The sequence below is a fragment of the Pseudoxanthomonas sp. JC1303 genome, from assembly GCF_058448525.1.
Window position 1 is genome coordinate 1,958,343 of the sequence record NZ_CP185958.1, and the last position, 16,151, is coordinate 1,974,493.

The 16,151-nt window shown below is 68.2% G+C and carries 13 protein-coding genes; all 13 read right to left on the reverse strand.

Annotated elements, in window-relative coordinates; genetic code table 11:
* Positions 1–157: 157 nt before the first annotated feature.
* Positions 158–1,366 (reverse strand): 3-oxoadipyl-CoA thiolase, encoded by a 1,209-nt coding sequence (gene pcaF, locus ACORQU_RS08555; protein ID WP_491644589.1) that lies wholly within the window; start codon positions 1,364–1,366, stop codon positions 158–160.
* A gap of 13 nt (positions 1,367–1,379) precedes the next feature.
* Positions 1,380–2,024, reverse strand: coding sequence for a 3-oxoacid CoA-transferase subunit B (locus tag ACORQU_RS08560; protein WP_271647723.1), 645 nt, complete (start codon positions 2,022–2,024; stop codon positions 1,380–1,382).
* Positions 2,021–2,701, reverse strand: a complete 681-nt coding sequence (locus ACORQU_RS08565) for a 3-oxoacid CoA-transferase subunit A (protein WP_491644591.1) — start codon at positions 2,699–2,701, stop codon at positions 2,021–2,023. Before ACORQU_RS08565 ends, ACORQU_RS08560 begins: the two co-directional genes overlap by 4 nt.
* 453 nt (positions 2,702–3,154) lie before the next feature.
* Positions 3,155–4,378, reverse strand: a complete 1,224-nt coding sequence (locus tag ACORQU_RS08570) for an HD-GYP domain-containing protein (RefSeq protein ID WP_491644593.1) — start codon at positions 4,376–4,378, stop codon at positions 3,155–3,157.
* 321 nt (positions 4,379–4,699) lie between these two features.
* Complete coding sequence (locus tag ACORQU_RS08575; RefSeq protein WP_491644595.1) at positions 4,700–5,683, reverse strand: alpha/beta hydrolase; 984 nt, start codon at positions 5,681–5,683, stop codon at positions 4,700–4,702.
* Between the two features lie 36 nt (positions 5,684–5,719).
* Positions 5,720–7,810: an acetate--CoA ligase family protein gene (locus tag ACORQU_RS08580; RefSeq protein WP_491644597.1), complete on the reverse strand. Its 2,091-nt coding sequence runs from the start codon at positions 7,808–7,810 to the stop codon at positions 5,720–5,722.
* Between the two features lie 86 nt (positions 7,811–7,896).
* On the reverse strand, positions 7,897–8,730 hold the full coding sequence (locus ACORQU_RS08585) for a p-hydroxycinnamoyl CoA hydratase/lyase (protein WP_491644599.1): 834 nt from the start codon (positions 8,728–8,730) through the stop codon (positions 7,897–7,899).
* A gap of 144 nt (positions 8,731–8,874) precedes the next feature.
* Positions 8,875–10,347, reverse strand: coding sequence for a benzaldehyde dehydrogenase (locus tag ACORQU_RS08590; RefSeq protein ID WP_491644601.1), 1,473 nt, complete (start codon positions 10,345–10,347; stop codon positions 8,875–8,877).
* Between the two features lie 32 nt (positions 10,348–10,379).
* Positions 10,380–11,147 carry a coniferyl-alcohol dehydrogenase gene (locus ACORQU_RS08595; protein WP_491644603.1) on the reverse strand — a complete coding sequence of 256 codons (768 nt, stop codon included), beginning with the start codon at positions 11,145–11,147 and terminating at the stop codon, positions 10,380–10,382.
* 15 nt (positions 11,148–11,162) lie between these two features.
* The gene (locus tag ACORQU_RS08600) at positions 11,163–12,158 is read right to left on the reverse strand and encodes a SphA family protein (RefSeq protein ID WP_491644604.1); all 996 of its coding nucleotides are present in this window, start codon (positions 12,156–12,158) and stop codon (positions 11,163–11,165) included.
* A gap of 145 nt (positions 12,159–12,303) precedes the next feature.
* Entirely contained in the window at positions 12,304–12,828 is a 525-nt protein-coding gene (locus ACORQU_RS08605) for a MarR family winged helix-turn-helix transcriptional regulator (protein WP_491644606.1), read from the reverse strand.
* Positions 12,829–13,837: 1,009 nt separating this feature from the next.
* Positions 13,838–14,731: a type I 3-dehydroquinate dehydratase gene (gene aroD / locus ACORQU_RS08610; RefSeq protein WP_491644608.1), complete on the reverse strand. Its 894-nt coding sequence runs from the start codon at positions 14,729–14,731 to the stop codon at positions 13,838–13,840.
* A 50-nt stretch (positions 14,732–14,781) separates the two neighbouring features.
* Complete coding sequence (locus tag ACORQU_RS08615; RefSeq protein WP_491644610.1) at positions 14,782–16,089, reverse strand: carbohydrate porin; 1,308 nt, start codon at positions 16,087–16,089, stop codon at positions 14,782–14,784.
* Positions 16,090–16,151 lie beyond the last annotated feature (62 nt).

A 16,151-nucleotide genomic window follows, 5' to 3' on the forward strand; every position in this document is an offset into this window, starting at 1 on the left:
CGCCGCTGTTGCTGCTGTTGCTGTTGCTGTTGCTGTTGCTGTTGTTGTTGTTGCTGTTGATTTTGCTTCACGCGAAAGACGCGCAGGTGTTCAGCGCGTTGGGAAAGCCTCAGCGGAGCAAGCTCCGCTCTACCAGGCAGAGCGATCCTCGGGCCACTCAAACCCGCTCGATCGCCAGGGCCACGCCCTGGCCAACGCCGATGCACATGGTCGCAAGGCCACGTCGGCCTCCGCTGGCCTCCAGCTGGCGCAGCAGGGTCAGCGCGATGCGCGCACCGCTCATGCCCAGCGGATGGCCGATGGCGATCGCGCCGCCATTGGCGTTGACGTGCGTGGCGTCGTCGGCCACGCCCAGTTCGCGCAGGCAGGCCAGGCCCTGTGCGGCGAAGGCCTCGTTGAGCTCGATCGCGTCGAAGTCTTCGATCTTCAGGCCCAGGCGGGCCATCAGCTTGCGCGTGGCCGGCACCGGGCCGATGCCCATGTACGCCGGCTCCACGCCTGCCGAGGCAAAGCCCAACACGCGGGCGCGCGGTGCCAGGCCCAGCGCTTCGACTTGTTCGGCCGAGGCCAGCAGCAGCGCGGCGGCGCCGTCGTTGATGCCCGAGGCATTGCCGGCGGTGACCGTGCCCGGCTGGCGGAAGATCGCCTTCAGCTTGGCCAGCCCTTCGAGCGTGGTGTCGGCGCGCGGATGCTCGTCGACGCTCACCTCGATGGTCTCCCCGCGCTTCTTGCCCGGCGTGGTCACCGCGGTGATCTCGCCATCGAAGAAGCCGGCCGCCTGCGCGGCAGCGGTGCGCTGCTGGCTGCGCAGGGCGAACGCGTCCTGGTCCTCGCGCGAGATGCCGTAGCGCGCGGCCACGTTCTCGGCGGTCTCGCCCATCAGGTCGACGCCGTACTGGTCCTTCATCTTCGGGTTGATGAAGCGCCAGCCCATGGTGGTGTCTTCGATCTTCTGGTTGCGGGCGAAGGCGCCCTCGGCCTTGCCCATCACCCATGGCGCGCGCGACATCGATTCCACGCCGCCGGCGATGGCCAGCCCCAGCTCGCCGGCGCGGATGCCGCGCGCGACGGTGCCGATGGCATCCAGCCCCGAGCCGCACAGGCGGTTGATCGTGCTGCCCGGCACGCTGAAGGGCAGGCCGGCCAGCAGCAGGCTCATGCGCGCCACGTTGCGGTTGTCCTCGCCGGCCTGGTTGGCGCAGCCCAGATACACGTCCTCGATCAGCGCCGGATCGAGATCGGGATGGCGGGCCAGCAGTGCCTTGAGCGGCACCGCGCCCAGGTCGTCGGCGCGCACGCCGGACAGGGCGCCGCCGTAGCGGCCCACCGGCGTGCGGATGCCATCGATGATGAAGACCTCGTTCATTGCATCACTCCGTTCAGTGCGCCAGCGTCAGGCCGGTCAGGCGCTGCAGCTCGTCAATGGAAAGTCCGTCCACCCGTTCGACCACGCGTGCGCCGTCGGGACCGAGGTCGAACACGCCCAGGTCGCTGTAGACGCGGCTGACGCAGCGCAGGCCGGTCAGCGGATAGCTGCATTCGGCGACCAGCTTGCTTTCGCCGGTCTTGGTCAGCAGGTCCATCATCACGTAGGTCTGCTTGGCGCCGATGGCCAGGTCCATCGCGCCGCCCACGGCGGGAATCGCGTCGGGCGCGCCGGTACTCCAGTTGGCCAGGTCGCCATGCTGGGAGACCTGGAAGGCACCGAGCACGCAGATGTCCAGATGGCCGCCACGCATCATCGCGAACGAGTCGGCGTGGTGGAAATAGCAGCCGCCGGTGAGCAAGGTCACCGGCTGCTTGCCGGCGTTGATCAGGTCCGGATCCTCTTCGCCCTTCGCGGGCGCCGGGCCCATGCCGAGCAGGCCGTTCTCGCTCTGCAGGAAGATCTCCTTGTCCGCCGGCAGATAGTTGGCGACCTGGGTGGGCAGGCCGATGCCCAGGTTGACGTAGGCGCCTTCGGGGATGTCGCGCGCCACGCGCGCGGCCATCTGTTCGCGGGTCAGTCGCTGGTAGCCGCTCATGCGCATGCCTCCTTGTGCCCGACCGCGATCACCCGCTGGACGAAGATGCCGGGCGTGACCACGGTTTCCGGGTCCAGCGCACCGAGTTCGACCACCTCATGGACCTGGGCGATGGTGCACTTGGCCGCCATGGCCATCAGCGGGCCGAAGTTGCGCGCGGTCTTGCGGTACACCAGGTTGCCCCAGCGGTCGCCGCGATAGGCCTTGATCAGCGCGACATCGGCGTGGATCGGATACTCGAGCACGTAGTGCCTGCCGTCGATCTCGCGGGTTTCCTTGCCGGCGGCCAGTTCGGTGCCGTAGCCGGTCGGGGTGAAGATGGCGCCCAGGCCGTTGCCGGCGGCATGGATGCGCGCGGCCAGGTTGCCCTGTGGCACGAGTTCCAGCTCGATCTCACCGGCGCGGTAGGCGGCATCGAAGTGCTGCGAATCGCTTTGGCGTGGGAACGAACACACGATCCTGCGCACGCGCTTGTGCTTAATCAGCGCGGCCAGGCCGGTCTCGCCGTTGCCGGCATTGTTGTTGACGATGGTCAGTTCACGCGCGCCGTGTTCGATCAGCGCATCGATCAGCTGGTCTGGCATGCCGGCCGTACCGAAGCCGCCGATCATCACCGTGGCGCCATCGCGGATGTCGGCGACCGCCGCGGCGCAGGAGGGGAAAGTCTTGTCGATCATGTCAGCATCCGGCCCCGGCGTTGGTGCATCGCGTGGCGTGGAGGAAATGGGCCATGGGAAGCGGTCTTCTACGTGGCTCACGCGCACCGCGCGCGTGGAAGATGCGCAAGGTGGCGCGCCACGCGGCGCAAGGTCAATTCGAATATCGGATTAATGGGCGATATTCGAACAAATTGAACTAAGGTCTAAGCTGTTGGCCCGTCGTGCAGTCCGCGACCCCTATTCTCGTGGTGGAGGCGAGCCCAGGGCTGACGCGTCCTGGCCATGCCATGGGGACCTCGCAGGTGCGTCCGGGCGGGTGCATTCCCGAACAGATGCACTGGCGCGCATCATGCCGGACGGCCCGCATTGGCGACTGCTTCTGCGGCCGCCTCGGAGCGCGTTGGCCCGCCAGGCGGCTTTCATGTGCCGGCCCAGGATCAGGCAATGATGACCCGCAGGCCGCGCGGTCGTTCAGTTCATCCAGAGCTTGTTCAGATCGCGGAAGCCCCATTTGCTCGGGGACTCGAGCTGGACGATGCGATCCTGGCATTCATCGCGCGACAGGTCGATGTCCTGCACCAGCAGGTGGCTGCGGCGCTTGGCCGAATGAAACACCCGCACCCGCGGCTTGAGCAGCTGGCCGGCGTTCTGCTCGATCACCACGGCCAGCCGCTGCGATTCCAGCAGGACCAGCGAGCCGACCGGGTAGATGCCCAGGCAGCGCACGAAGGCCTTGAACACCGTCGGATCGAAGTGCCCCTTCCAAGAGGCCATCTGCTTGATCGAGTCGGCCGGGCACCAGCCGCGCTTGTAGGGACGGTCGGAGCTGATCGCGTCGTAGACATCGCAGACCGCGCCCATGCGCGCCATCAGGCTAATGCCCTCCCCGACCAGGCAATGCGGATAGCCGCTGCCATCGACCTTTTCGTGATGGTGGAGGGCGATGTCCAGGACGACCGTGTTTTCCACCCCGCCTTGGGCCAGCAGGGTGTGGCCGGCCTGGGGATGCAGGCGCATGACCGCGAATTCCTCGTCGGTCAGCTTGCCCGGCTTGTTGAGGATCTCCATGGGCGTGGAGGCCTTGCCCATGTCGTGCAGCAGACCGCCCATGGCCGCTTCCAGGACCTGTTCCTCGGGAAGCTCGAGTTGGCGTGCCAGCGCGCTCATCATCCCCGCCACGGCCATGGAATGCAGATAGGTGTAGTCGTCGGCGGTCTTGAGCCGGGCCACGCTGATCAGTGCCTGCGGGTTGCGCAGCACCGAATCGTTGATCGCCTGGGCCAGCGGCATGGCCGCCTCGGTGTCCACGCTGCGGCCCAGCCGGATCTGCCTGAACATGGCCTCGACCGTTTCCCGTCCCTGCTCCAGGATCTTGCGGGCGCGGACCATTTCGGCGGCCAGGCTGACATGGGCGACCTCGGGCTCGGTCGCGTCGCCCGCCTGCGAGGTCTCGTCGCTGGCGTACGGGTCGGCGGGCTCCGGCGCGGCCAGGTCGCAGGGCGCGGCGTCCTCGAGATCCAGGCCGCGGCTGGTGTCGATCACCACCTCAGCGACCCGGCTGGCGCGAATGCGGTCGACCTCCGACTGCTCGACCAGGAACGCGCGACGCCAGAATGGATGGTCCACCCACGAACCGGAAAACCGGTGGAGGTACATGCCGGGACGCAGTTGCTCGGATCTGATCGTTTTCAACATGCCGAATCGCTTCCTGAACGGGAGCGCGTGCCGCACGCGCGGACTCCTCGCAGCACTATCGGCCGGTCAGGCGACTTGTTGAAGGGCCTTCGGTGACTGCTGTGTTCGGACCGGCGCCGCCTGCCCCTCCAACCCACGCCGTCGCGCGAGCATCTGCAGGGATTCCGGCGCCGACCCAGGCGTCGGCCGTCACCGGCTGCGGGGCCGAATCGCCAGCAGCGCCTGGATGCGCGGTCAGGCTGGCACGTTCGTGTGGTGCCCCTCGAACAAGACCTTCCCTGTCACGCGCTGGACAGGTCGGCGAACGGCGAACGCCAGGCACTACGCCCGGATCGCGGCCAGATCCAGATGCACGCCGAGGAAGGCCGCGGCCTGCTCCATCGCGGTCCGTGCCGCGGGCAGCACACCGGCCATTTCGATGAAGCCGTGGATCATGCCCGGGTATTCGATGTACTCCACCGGCACTCCGGCCTCATTCAGTGCGTCCCGGTACAGTCGGCCGTCGTCCAGGAGGGCATCGCATTGCGCGGTGATGATCAGCGCCGGCGGCAGGCCGCGCAGGTCCGCTGCGAGCCGTGGCGACACGCGCGGATCGCGGGTATCGAACCCACTGCACAGGAACGGGCCCGACATGGCCTGCATCGCTTCCAGGGTCAGGGGAGGCACCGCGCCGTTCCTGCGCCGCGAGTCGAACGCGTCCCCGGCCGGGCTCAGGTCGGTCGCTGGGTAGAACAGCACCTGGGCGCGCAGCGCCACCTCGCTGCCACGCAACTGCTGGCAGGCCACCGCCGCCAGGCTGCCGCCGGCACTATCGCCGGCAACGGCGAGTCGGCTGGCATCCAACCCCACCTCCGTGGCCTGCGCCGCGATCCAGCGCACCGCGGCCACTGCGTCGTCAGGCCCGGCGGGCGCCGGGTGCTCGGGCGCGCGTCGATAGTCCACCGCGACCACCGCGCACCCGGCCGTGTGGACCAGCCGGCGGCAGACCTTGTCGTGGCTGTCCAGGTCGCCCAGCGACCAGCCGCCGCCGTGCAGGTAGATCGTGGTGGCATAGGGCGCGGTGCCGGTCCAGGGCAGATAGAGCCGCAAGGGAATCGGGCCGGCCGGGCCGGCGGCCTGCAGTTCCAGGATCTGGCCCACCGGCATGGGTTCCCCGCCCAGCAGGGCGCCGACCTGCAGATAGGCCTGGCGCATCTCGGCGATGGGCAAGGACTCCAGCGCCGGCGCGCCGGAGGCCGCCATGCGGGTCAGCACCGCCAGCACGTCCGGGGTCAATCGGGCCGGGTCGAAAGGGTCTGCTTGCATGAAATCTCCAAAGTGCAGCGCGCCGTCGCGCCGGGATCAATCGATGAGCATCAGCGCATCCAGCGCCACCACGCCATGTCCTTGCGGGTAGAGCACCACCGGGTTGAGGTCGATTTCGCGGATCCGGGGCGTGCCGCACAGCAGTGCGCCCAGGCGCACCACCAGCGTGGCCAGGGCGGTCACGTCCAGGGCGGGTGCTCCCCGGTAGCCGTGCAACAGCGGTGCGGCCTTGAGCTGGTCCAGCTCGGCCATCACCGCCTCCACCGACAGGTCTGGTGGTAGCAGACGCACGTCGTGCAGGACCTCGGCGGTGACCCCGCCAAAGCCGACCAGGATCACCGGCCCCCACTGGGGATCGTTGCGTGCGCCGACGATCATCTCCATGCCGCGCGCGCCCATGGTCTCCACCAGCACGCCCTCGATCGGGATCTGTGCGGCGTGCTCGGCCAGATTGGCTTGCAGTCGTTGCCAACCCTGGGCCAGGGCATCGGCACCTTCCAGCCCCAGCACCACGCCGCCGACATCGCTCTTGTGGCTCAGCTGTTCGGATTGCACCTTCAATGCGACCGGCCCACCCAGCCGCGCTGCAGCGGCCTGCGCCTGTTCCAGCGTGGTGACCAGCTCGCCGCGGGCGAAGGCGATGCCCGCCGGGCCCAACAGCTGCTTGGCCCGGTACTCCGGGATCACGCCCGCGCGAGCGGGCAAGGCCAGGGTCGTCAGCGCCGGCTCGGCCTGGCGATGCGTGGCCTGGCGCGCCGAGTGGGCGGTCAACCGGGTGAGCGCGCGCAGGGCGCGTTCGCTGGTGGGGAAGTACGGCATTCCCAGCGTCCGCAGCTCGGCCAAGTACTCGGCCGGAAGTACGGCCCCTTCGTCCAGGCCTGCACAGATCACCGGCTTGTCCGGGTGCAGCTCGCGCGCGGCGCGCAGCACCGGCGGCAGCTTGATCGCACAGGTGACCAGGTCGGTCTGGATCAGTCCTACCACGATCGAACCGAAGCGCCCATCCTCGAACAGGGCCGCCAGGGTGCGGGTATACAGATCCGGATCGACCAGGCCCTGGGCGGTCAGATCCAGCGGATTGCTCACCGGCACGAACGGCGGCAGCGCCGCGCGCAGCGCCGGGGCATTGGTGTCGTCCACCGTGGGCAGGTCCAGCCCCAGGTCCTGGGCCAGGTCCAGGCACAGCGCCTTGAACGCGCCGGACTCGCCGACGATGGCCGTGCCGGGCGTGGGCGGGGCCGGGCAACGCAACACGATTTCGGAAATGTCGCCCAGTTCCTCCAGGGTTTCGGCCATGACCACGCCGGCGTGTTCGACCAGGGTGCGCATGACCGCGTAATCGCCGGCCATCGCCCCGGTGTGGGTCGCGGCCGCCGCGCGCGCCGCGCCACTCTTGCCCGGATGCAGCAGGACCATGCGCTTGCCCAGCTCACCGGCGCGCCGGGCCAGGGCCAGCAGGCGCTGCGGTTGGCGGAACTGCTCGGCGATCATGGTGATCACCTGGGTGCCCGGGTCATCGAGCAGAAACTCGACGTAGTCCTCCAGGTGGCTGGCGGCCTCGTTGCCGGTGGACACCGCATAGGACAGCGGCAGTTCGCGGCTGGCCAGGGTGGTGTTGAGCACGGCCATCATCGCCCCGCTCTGGGAGAGGATGCCGATGGCGGACCGGTCGCGGGCGGCACTGGCCTGTTCGGGCGCGATGTCCACCTCGATGAAGGTCAGCGGGATGCGCTGCCGGTAATTGATGCTGCCCAGGCAGTTGGGGCCTTCCACCAGCATGCCGGCCTGCGCGGCAATCCTGGCGATCTCGCGCTGCTGGCTCAGGCCGGTCTCACCGGCCTCGGCAAAGCCGGCGGAGAAGATCACCACGGCCCCCACCCGGCGCTCGGCCAGGGCCCGCACCGCCTCTAGTACCGCCGGTTGTGGGATGGCCAACACCGCCACGTCCACGCCCTCGGGCAGGGCCTGGATCGCGTCCAGGCAGGGGCGATGGCCAATCCGGTCGCGCTTGGGATTGATCAGATGGATGTCGCCGGCATAGCCATTGCGCTCCAAGTTGGCCAGCACCGAGGCGCCCAGCGCGCCTGGCGTCGGCGAGGCCCCGACGATGGCGATTGAACGCGGCATCAACAGCCGTTCCACCGCGGAGTGCCGCGTGCCCAGGGACGGCGGCCGGGTCGTCTGCATGTCCATCGAGTCCTCCCGGTCGGCCTTCAGGCGCGCTGCTTGGTCAGGTCGTAGGCGCCCAGTCCAGGCTTGTAGCTCTTCTCGTCCAGGAACTGCTTGAGGCCTTCCTTGCGGCCCTCGTCGTAGCTGTTGGCCGCCTCCTGCGCGCGCACCAGGAAATCCTCGGCATTGTCGTAGGTCATCTCGCGCACGCGGCGGACCGCATCCTTGGTGGCCTTCAGCGCGACCGGGTTCTTCTTGCGCAGCGCCTGGGCCACCTCGTTCACGCGTGCCCGCAGCGCCGCGGCGGGCAGGGCTTCGTTGACCAGGCCCCAGTCGGCGGCGGTGCGGCCGTCGATCGGCTCGCCCAGCATCGCGTGATACATCGCGCGGCGGAAGGAGAGCAACTCAGTGGCGACCTTGGAGGCGCCGCCGCCCGGCAGGATGCCCCAGTTGATTTCCGACAGGCCGAACTTGGCCTCCTCGGCGGCGAAGGCCAGGTCGCACGCGAACAGCGGGCCGTAGCCGCCGCCGAAACACCAGCCGTTGACCATGGCGATGGTGGGCTTCTGGTACCAGCGCAGGCGACGCCACCAGCCGTAGCTCTCGCGCTGGGCCTTGCGCGTGCCGGCCAGGCCGTCGGCCTCGGTGTCGCGGAAGTACTCCTGCAGGTCCATGCCGGCGGTCCAGGCGCTACCCTCACCGGTCAGCACCAGCACGGCGACATCGTCGCGGAATTCCAGTTCGTCCAGCACCGCCATCATGCGGCGATTGAGCGCCGGGCTCATCGCGTTGCGCTTCTGCGGGCGGTTGAATTTCACCCAGGCCACGCCGTCCTCGACGGCGTAGGCGACGGTGTCGTGTTCAGTGTTGCTGCTCATGTGGATCACCTTCAGTGGGGGGAGAATGGGGACTTCCTCCTCCCTTTGGGAGAAGGTGCCCTGGAGGGACGGATGAGGGTCCGGGCGAGGCCTTGCGCGCTTGAATCCGCGATGCGCTTTCGCGCCGGACCCTTGCCCCAAGAATCAAAACGGGTACTGCGGCACGGCGTCCTTGATCGTGACCCACTGCCAGTGGGTGTACTGCTCCCAATCGGCCGGCCCGCCCACGCTCGTTCCATTGCCCGAGGCGCCAGTGCCGCCGAACGGGTTGATCACCTCGTCGGCCACGGTCTGGTCGTTGATGTGCAGCAGGCCGGTGTGCAGGCGCTCGCCGATGGCCATGGCGCGGCCGACCGAGGCGGAGATCACCCCGGCCGATAGGCCGTACTCGGTGGCGTTGGCCAGCTCCACCGCCTGATCGTCGCTGTCGAAGCTGATGATGTTGGCGACCGGGCCAAACACTTCCTCGTCGAAGGCGCGCATACCCGGGGTGACGTTGGACAACACCGTGGCCGCATAGAACAGGCCTTCATGGGTGCCGCCTGCCTCGACCACCGCGCCGGCGGCGACCGAGGCATCGACGATGTCCTTGACGTGCTGCAGCTGGCGCTGGTCGATGATCGGGCCCAGCGCGACCTGGCCGGTGGCCGGGTCGCCTACCGGCAGATGGCGTGCCTTTTCGGCCAGGCGCCGGGTCAGTTCGGCCGCGATGCTGCGCTGGACCAGCACCCGGCCAGTGGCCATGCAGATCTGGCCTTGGTGGAAGTAGGCACCGAAGGCGATGGCCGAGACCGCCAGGTCCAGGTCGGCATCCTCCAGCACGATCAGCGAATTCTTGCCGCCCAGTTCCAGTGAAACCTTCTTCAGGTGCCTGCCGGCCAGCTCGCCGATCCGGCGCCCGGCGCCGGTCGAGCCGGTGAAGGCGATCATCGGCACGCCCGGCGCCTCGACCAGGGCCTGCCCGGCCTCGGCCCCGCCCGGGACGACGTGCAACAGGCCCTCGGGCAAGCCTGCAGCGGCCAGCACTTCGGCGATCACAAAGCCACCTGCGTAAGGCGTGCGCGGGTCGGGCTTGAGCACGACCGCATTGCCCACCGCCAATGCCGGCGCCACCGAGCGCAGCGACAACACCAGCGGGAAATTGAACGGCGAGATCACCCCGACCACGCCCAGCGGCAGCTGGCGCGCAATGCTCAAACGGCCTGGCACGCTCGGCAACACCTGCCCGTTGGCCTGCAGCGGCATGGCTGCCGCGCGCTGCAGCAGGACGATGGCTTCGCGGACTTCGTGCTCGCCCTTGGGCAGGATGCCGCCGGTCTCGCGCGCCACCAGTGCCGAGGCCGCCGCCGCGTGCTCCTGCAGGATCGCTGCGGCACTATGAAACACGGCCGCGCGTTCGCGCGGTGGCGTTGCCGCCCAGGCGCGTTGGGCCGCGCGTGCGCGTGCGACGGCGCTGGCTACGTCCTGGGCATTGGCCTGGCCGACGCGGTAGAGCGACTCGCCGTTGCCTGGTTCGATCACGTCCAGGGTGCCGCCCTGCGCATCGACCCAAGCGCCATTGAAGATCTTGCCGCGCCAGGTCTCGACGCGAGCCAGGGAAGTGGTGGTGATGTCCATTGATGTGCTCTGAAGGATGGGAAAGGAGGGCTTCAAATCGCGGTGGCCGCCAGGCCGCCATCGACCGGCAGGTTGACGCCGTTGATCCAGCGCGCCGCGTCCGACGCCAGGAACACGATGGCTTCGGCCACCTCGTCGGCGTAGGCCGGGCGTTTCATCTTGGCGCCGTCGGCGGCGACCCGGTCCGGGCCCAGCATGGTCACGAAGTCGCCCAGGATCGGGGTGAACACCGGGCCGGGCGCGACGCTGTTGACCCGCACGTCGTGCTGGGCGAACCAGTCCTGCGAGCGCAGCGCGCTCCACACGATCAGCGCCTCCTTGAAGTACTGGTAGCAGGTGGCCTGCTCCACCGGATGCCGGGCCAGCCACTGTGCACCGGCGGCATAGTCCGCGGTCTGCGCCAGTTCGCGATGCAGTTGCAGACGCTGCGGCCACTCCGCGCCCAGGATCGAGGCGACGTTGACCACGCTGCCACCGGGCACGATGCGCGGCAGCAGCGCCTGGGTCAGATGACGCAGTCCCAGGTAGTTGATCCTGGCTACCAGGTCCACCGGTGCGGTCCCGGGCACGCCTGCGATATTGGCCAGCGCATCGATGCGCTCGGGCAGTTGCGCGACCAGCGCGTCAATCGCCGCCGGGTCTCCCAGATCGGCCTGGTGAAAGCCGTCCAGGGTCATGCTGGCCGGATTGCGATCCACGCCGATCACGCGCGCGCCCTGGAAGCGAGCCAGCCTGGCCACCTCACCGCCGATGCCCGAAGACACCCCGGTGACGATGAGCGTTTTGTTGTGCAGATTCATGGGCGTGACCTCGGTTCAGAACACATGGATGTATTGGAGGTTGAGACTGTTGCCGGCCGCGGCGTTTTCCACGTCGACCGGCAGGTACAGGTTGGTATTGAGGATGTTGCGTTGGTCGATCTGCCAGGACGTGCCCGGCCCCAGGTAGAACTTGCGTTGCTTGCTGTCGGCCACGCGCACGCCGTTGGTCCGGTTGTCACGCAGCTGCTGCAGGTAATAGCCGTTGATCCCCAGGCGCAACGTGGGTGCGACCTGATAAGAGGTTGCGAAATTGAGCCATGCCGCATCGCCGGCCTTGCCGTTGCGAAACACGAAGCCGGGGATGGGCGGTGGATTGGAGGCCTTGTCGGCGCGGAAGTTGTAGACGTAGTTCAGGCGCCCGCTGATCTCCCACTCGGGGGTCGGCAGGAAGGTGAAGGCCCAGTTGGGGATCACCGACCAATAGCCCGAACTCTGATTCAGATCCAGGTCGCGGTCGAACTTTCCGACCGGCGCGACCGCATCCAATTCAAAGCGCTGAATGAACACCGGCCGCCCCTCGCGCATCACCGGCAACATCTGCAGGTAAGGGCCAAAGGTGACATCGCCCATGCCGAAGCCGTTGTCGCGCAGCCGCACCGGGCTGTTTGCCGCGAACGACGCGTCCAGGTTCACCAATGGCACCAGAGCGGTGAAGCCCAGCACCCCGCCCAGCGGACGGTAGCTGGTGGCGTAGGCCACCTGGGTGAGCAATAGGGTCGAGTCGATACGCGGGCGCCGGAAGGCAGGGACGTCGTCACCGTTGGCGTCCTTGATCTCATCCAGGTGGCTGATGGTCAGGTAGGGAACCACCGCCCAGCCCGGTGTGGTCCGGGTGAATCCATCGAGGAAGCTGGTGCCGCCTGTGTTCAGCCCATTGGGCAGCTGTACGGTCTGGGGTACTTGCTGTGCTGCTGCGGGTATTGCCAATAGGCAGCTCAGCACGGCGAGCCCAAGGCGCCGCACACCGATGGGAGCGCAAACGTCGTTCACGATGAGATCTCCTGAGTGACAGGGGAGGGTGGGACGTGGGGAGGAATCGAGGCGCGCACGCCGACGGCCACCGCGCAAGGCGCAGGTGGCGTGAGGGTGTCGGGCTGGGACGCCATGGCATCGCCATGGGCCGGGGGAAGGCGGATTAGCTCGGGTCGATCTCGACGCGCGACAGCAGATCCAGAGCGCGCAGCAGCGATCCGGACTGGGACTTGCTCAGTGCGTTGGTCAATGCGGCTTCCATTCGCTGGACGCGGCCTTCTGCCTGTTCCAGCAGCGCCTTGCCCGTGGCGGTCAGATGCAGGTGTTGCATGCGACGGTCCTGACGCCCGCGCACCTGGCGCAGCAGCCGACGCTTGACCAGCCGTGCGATCACGATGGCCAGGTTGGGCGGTGAGACATCCAGCGCCTCGCACAGCAGCCGCTGGTTGGTGCCGGGATTGGCATCGACCAGCACCAGCACCGAAAAATCCACCGGCTTGAGGTCGAACGACTGCACGCAATCGACGAAGATCCGCCGAATACGCAACTCGGCCCGGGTCATCCTGAAGCCGAGCAGGCAGGTCAGCCTGCTCAGGTCGAGCGGATCGAGCGACTCGCTGGGATCGGCGGGGGGCGGGCTGCTCAAGTGCGCACGACCAGGCGTGGGAAAGGGTGGATGACACAGCATAACCCTTTCGCCCGCACGCCCCGCCCAGGGAGCGGGATGTGGCGCACACGCGATTGCTGTTGATTCCAGGCATTGGATCGTTCCGCTTGCGCATCGTGGTGTTGGGGCCGATTGGAGCGTTGGACCGGGGCCGCTGCGGTCATCCCGCGTGCGTCAACTCGCGTCGCCCATTCGGCAATCGCTCAACGAAATAAAAGTTATGACTAATAACTATTATGGTAAAGCTGCAGTGCAGCATGCTGAGTCACGCCTCGACAGGCGGCGTCGTCACGGAGGTGCGGTACGCACGCGCCAGGTATGCAGGGCGGCCGAGGTCGGTGTCGCGGCGCGGGTTGCTTGGGCCTGGCGACCTGAATCAGGGGCGCGGCCAGCACCGTGGCGGGCGATGAGCCCGTGACTCTGCATCCCGCCATCCAGTCCGACGGTCTTGCGCGGAAGAGTTGCGGGGCAGGGTGCCCGGCGTCCGGTCTCGCTCCAGCTGCCTGTAGATCGGTCCGGGACGCGAGCGCAGCGGCGCGTTCGGGCTGTTGCACGCCCGTGGCGTCGCCCGCCGCCCTGCGAATCAATTCGGGACTAGCCTCCAGCGCAATGTGCGCCAGTCGCCGCTTGCGCGCACGGTGCCGCACAGGCGATGCAACGCAGGACGGCATCGGCCACCGTCGTGCGCACGACGGCCTTGACCCGCAGCATGTCCGACTTAGCCTGAAGCACGCGAGCAGGACGAATCGTGCGGTCGAGGGCGCGGACACGCATCGAAGCCATCAAACGCGAGCCGGCAAGCGCCATCGAGCCTGCCCGGCACGAAGCTGGTGCCGATGCATCGGCGATGCGAGGAGGAGAGGCGACTTGTGCGGCGCAGGGTGACAGTGGGGGCGCAGCGGCCTCGGCCCTGGCGCCTCCCCGGGAAAGGACGGGCAGCTCCTGTGATCGCTTTAGTGCCCGGATGGCGGCGCGTCACACCGCGCGGATGGGGCATGACCGCGCCGCGCGGGCACGGCCATGCGCGCGGTTACGGCGTCTTCTTGGTGGCCTTGTCCAGCGTGGTCAGGATGCCGCGCAGCGTCCCGACCTCGATCTGCCCCGGCGCCGACGCGGTGCCGAGCATGCCGAAGGTCATCGCCTGGCCAAAGGTTTCTCCGGCCAGGCGGGAGACCACGCCGGTCGGACCCATCGACATGGTCAGCAGCGGGCGGTCGCTGCTCTGGCGCATCTGCCAGGTGGCATCGAGCAGCTTGAGCACATCGCCCGGGTTCTGCGGCATCACTGCGATCTTCAGCGCATCGGCGCCCAGCGCCTGCTGCTTGCGCAGACGGGCGACGATCTCGGCGGTGTCCGGCGTGGCGTGGAAATCGTGGTTGGACATGACGATGTAGGCGCCGGCCCGGTGCGCGGCGGCCACGATCGACTTGACCACCGCCTGGTCGCGGAACATCTCCACGTCATACAGGTCGGCGGCATGGGCCTTGATGAGTGCCGCGTAGAGCTTGCCGTAGTCGGCATCACTGATCGCGGTGGCGCCGCCCTCGGCCTTGGTGCGGAAGGTCAGGATCACCGGCTTGCCCTCCGCCGCGCTGGCGACCTGCGGAGCCAGCTTGACCAGCGCTTTGGCGTCGGTGGCGATGTCCAGGTAGTCGATGCGCCACTCGACCACGTCGGTGTCGGCGTTGGCGCCGATCCGCTCGGCCTGGGCGATCGCCTCGGCCGCGGTCTTGGCCGTGATCGGCACGATGGTCTTGGGCGCGCCCTGTCCAATCACCACGCCCTTGACGGCGATGGTACGGACGGGAACGGCAGCGGCGGAGGCGTCGGTCATGTCGGTAGCGGCGGCGGCGGTGCTGACGCCGGCCGTCATCGAGATGGCCAGCAGCACGCGGGCGGCTAGGGTAGTACGGGCAAGCAGCATGTGAGTCCCTCCCAGGTGGATTTCATGGCGCGACCAGGCGCGCGAAAGCGTTAGAACGTGACCTTGGCCTGCAGGCCGACCGCCAGGGCGTTATCGGTCTGGGTATAGGCGAAGGTGCCGGGGTTGGTGATGTACTGCACGTCCGGGCGCAGCATCAGCCAGGGGTTGACCTGGAAGCTGTAGGACAGCTCCACCAGCTCTTCGGCGCCGGTCAGCCCATACAGGGGCGAGTCGGCAGGCACGCCGGCGTTGGCCAGCGTGGCGCGCCGGGCATCGATCAGGCGGTGGTTGATGTCCGCTCCGACATAGCCCAGCGCGATGCGGTCCTTCTCCCGGTGGCCGATGCCCTGCCACAGGCCACCGATCGCGTACCACCGGGTGATCTGCGCGGTGTCCTTGTCCGAGGCCATGTATTCGGCGAAGGCGGTCAGGCCGATCTCGGGATTGGCGCCCGGGGTATAGGCCTTCTGTTCGGCCAGCACGTAGGCGCCATCGCGGCCGGTGACCGCGCCGGTGTCCAGGCCCTTCTTGGAAACACGCGAGGAGTCGTAGTAGCCGCCGAACTTGTAGACGCCTGGCAGGCGCGTGCCGGCGAAGGGCTTCCAGGTCACTTCCACGGGGAACAACGAGCCGGTAGTCCCGGACACGCCAGGGCGGAAGGCGTTGTGCACATTGTCGCCGGACAGGTTGGGATTGACCTGGAACCAGCCCGCGCGCACGTTGACCGAACGGGTCAGCTGCTCGGCGAACTCGCCGCCCCAGCGTGCGGTGGGGTAGTTGTACCAGCCGCTGTTGCCGCTCATGGACAGCGGGTGCGCGCAGAACGCGGCGTTGACGAAGCTGGTGCCCGCGCTGAGGCCGCCGAACTGATTGCCCATCGCGTAGAAGCCCAGCTTGAAATAGGACCGGCCGTCGTTGAACTTCTGGTCGTAGCTGAATTCGCTCAGGCGTGTGTACTGGCCGCCGTAGGCTTCCTGGATCGGGAAGCGGTTGCCCACCAGGTCGGCCGAAGTGCTGTTGCCACGGCGGTCGTTGAGGGTGAAGCGCAGGGTGCCGCCGTTCCAGCCGGCCAGCTTGCCCATGTCCAGGTCCAAGCCCACGCGCACCTGCTGCGCATAGCGCGCGCCGGAGTCCAGGCCGCCGTCGACCACGCCCATGGCTTCGCCGGTGTAGTCCCCGCGCAGGGTGACGCCCTTGTCCACCAGCGCGGCGCGCTCGCCGTTCCAGCCGCCGAAGAGGTTGTCGGTGTCGTAGGCATCGGCGGCGGCGGCCGGGTGGGGCAGCGCGCACAGCAGCGCGACGGCGAGTGGCGCCAGGGCCAGGGAGGGGCGTGCAGACACGGTGGGGCGGTACGACATGGAAACAGGAACCTTGATGTGAGGGAGGTGGGACGCGGGCAGGCTTCGATCCGATGCCAGCC

What these genes read in the sequence shown, in the direction of transcription:
- pcaF (WP_491644589.1), bottom strand. Translation starts at nt 1,366, where the DNA reads ATGAACGAGGTCTTCATCATCGATGGCATCCGCACGCCGGTGGGCCGC.
- ACORQU_RS08565 (WP_491644591.1), bottom strand. Translation starts at nt 2,701, where the DNA reads ATGATCGACAAGACTTTCCCCTCCTGCGCCGCGGCGGTCGCCGACATC.
- ACORQU_RS08580 (WP_491644597.1), bottom strand. Translation starts at nt 7,810, where the DNA reads ATGCCGCGTTCAATCGCCATCGTCGGGGCCTCGCCGACGCCAGGCGCG.
- ACORQU_RS08590 (WP_491644601.1), bottom strand. Translation starts at nt 10,347, where the DNA reads ATGGACATCACCACCACTTCCCTGGCTCGCGTCGAGACCTGGCGCGGC.
- ACORQU_RS08570 (WP_491644593.1), bottom strand. Translation starts at nt 4,378, where the DNA reads ATGTTGAAAACGATCAGATCCGAGCAACTGCGTCCCGGCATGTACCTC.
- ACORQU_RS08605 (WP_491644606.1), bottom strand. Translation starts at nt 12,828, where the DNA reads ATGCTGTGTCATCCACCCTTTCCCACGCCTGGTCGTGCGCACTTGAGC.
- ACORQU_RS08595 (WP_491644603.1), bottom strand. Translation starts at nt 11,147, where the DNA reads ATGAATCTGCACAACAAAACGCTCATCGTCACCGGGGTGTCTTCGGGC.
- aroD (WP_491644608.1), bottom strand. Translation starts at nt 14,731, where the DNA reads ATGCTGCTTGCCCGTACTACCCTAGCCGCCCGCGTGCTGCTGGCCATC.
- ACORQU_RS08560 (WP_271647723.1), bottom strand. Translation starts at nt 2,024, where the DNA reads ATGAGCGGCTACCAGCGACTGACCCGCGAACAGATGGCCGCGCGCGTG.
- ACORQU_RS08575 (WP_491644595.1), bottom strand. Translation starts at nt 5,683, where the DNA reads ATGCAAGCAGACCCTTTCGACCCGGCCCGATTGACCCCGGACGTGCTG.
- ACORQU_RS08585 (WP_491644599.1), bottom strand. Translation starts at nt 8,730, where the DNA reads ATGAGCAGCAACACTGAACACGACACCGTCGCCTACGCCGTCGAGGAC.
- ACORQU_RS08615 (WP_491644610.1), bottom strand. Translation starts at nt 16,089, where the DNA reads ATGTCGTACCGCCCCACCGTGTCTGCACGCCCCTCCCTGGCCCTGGCG.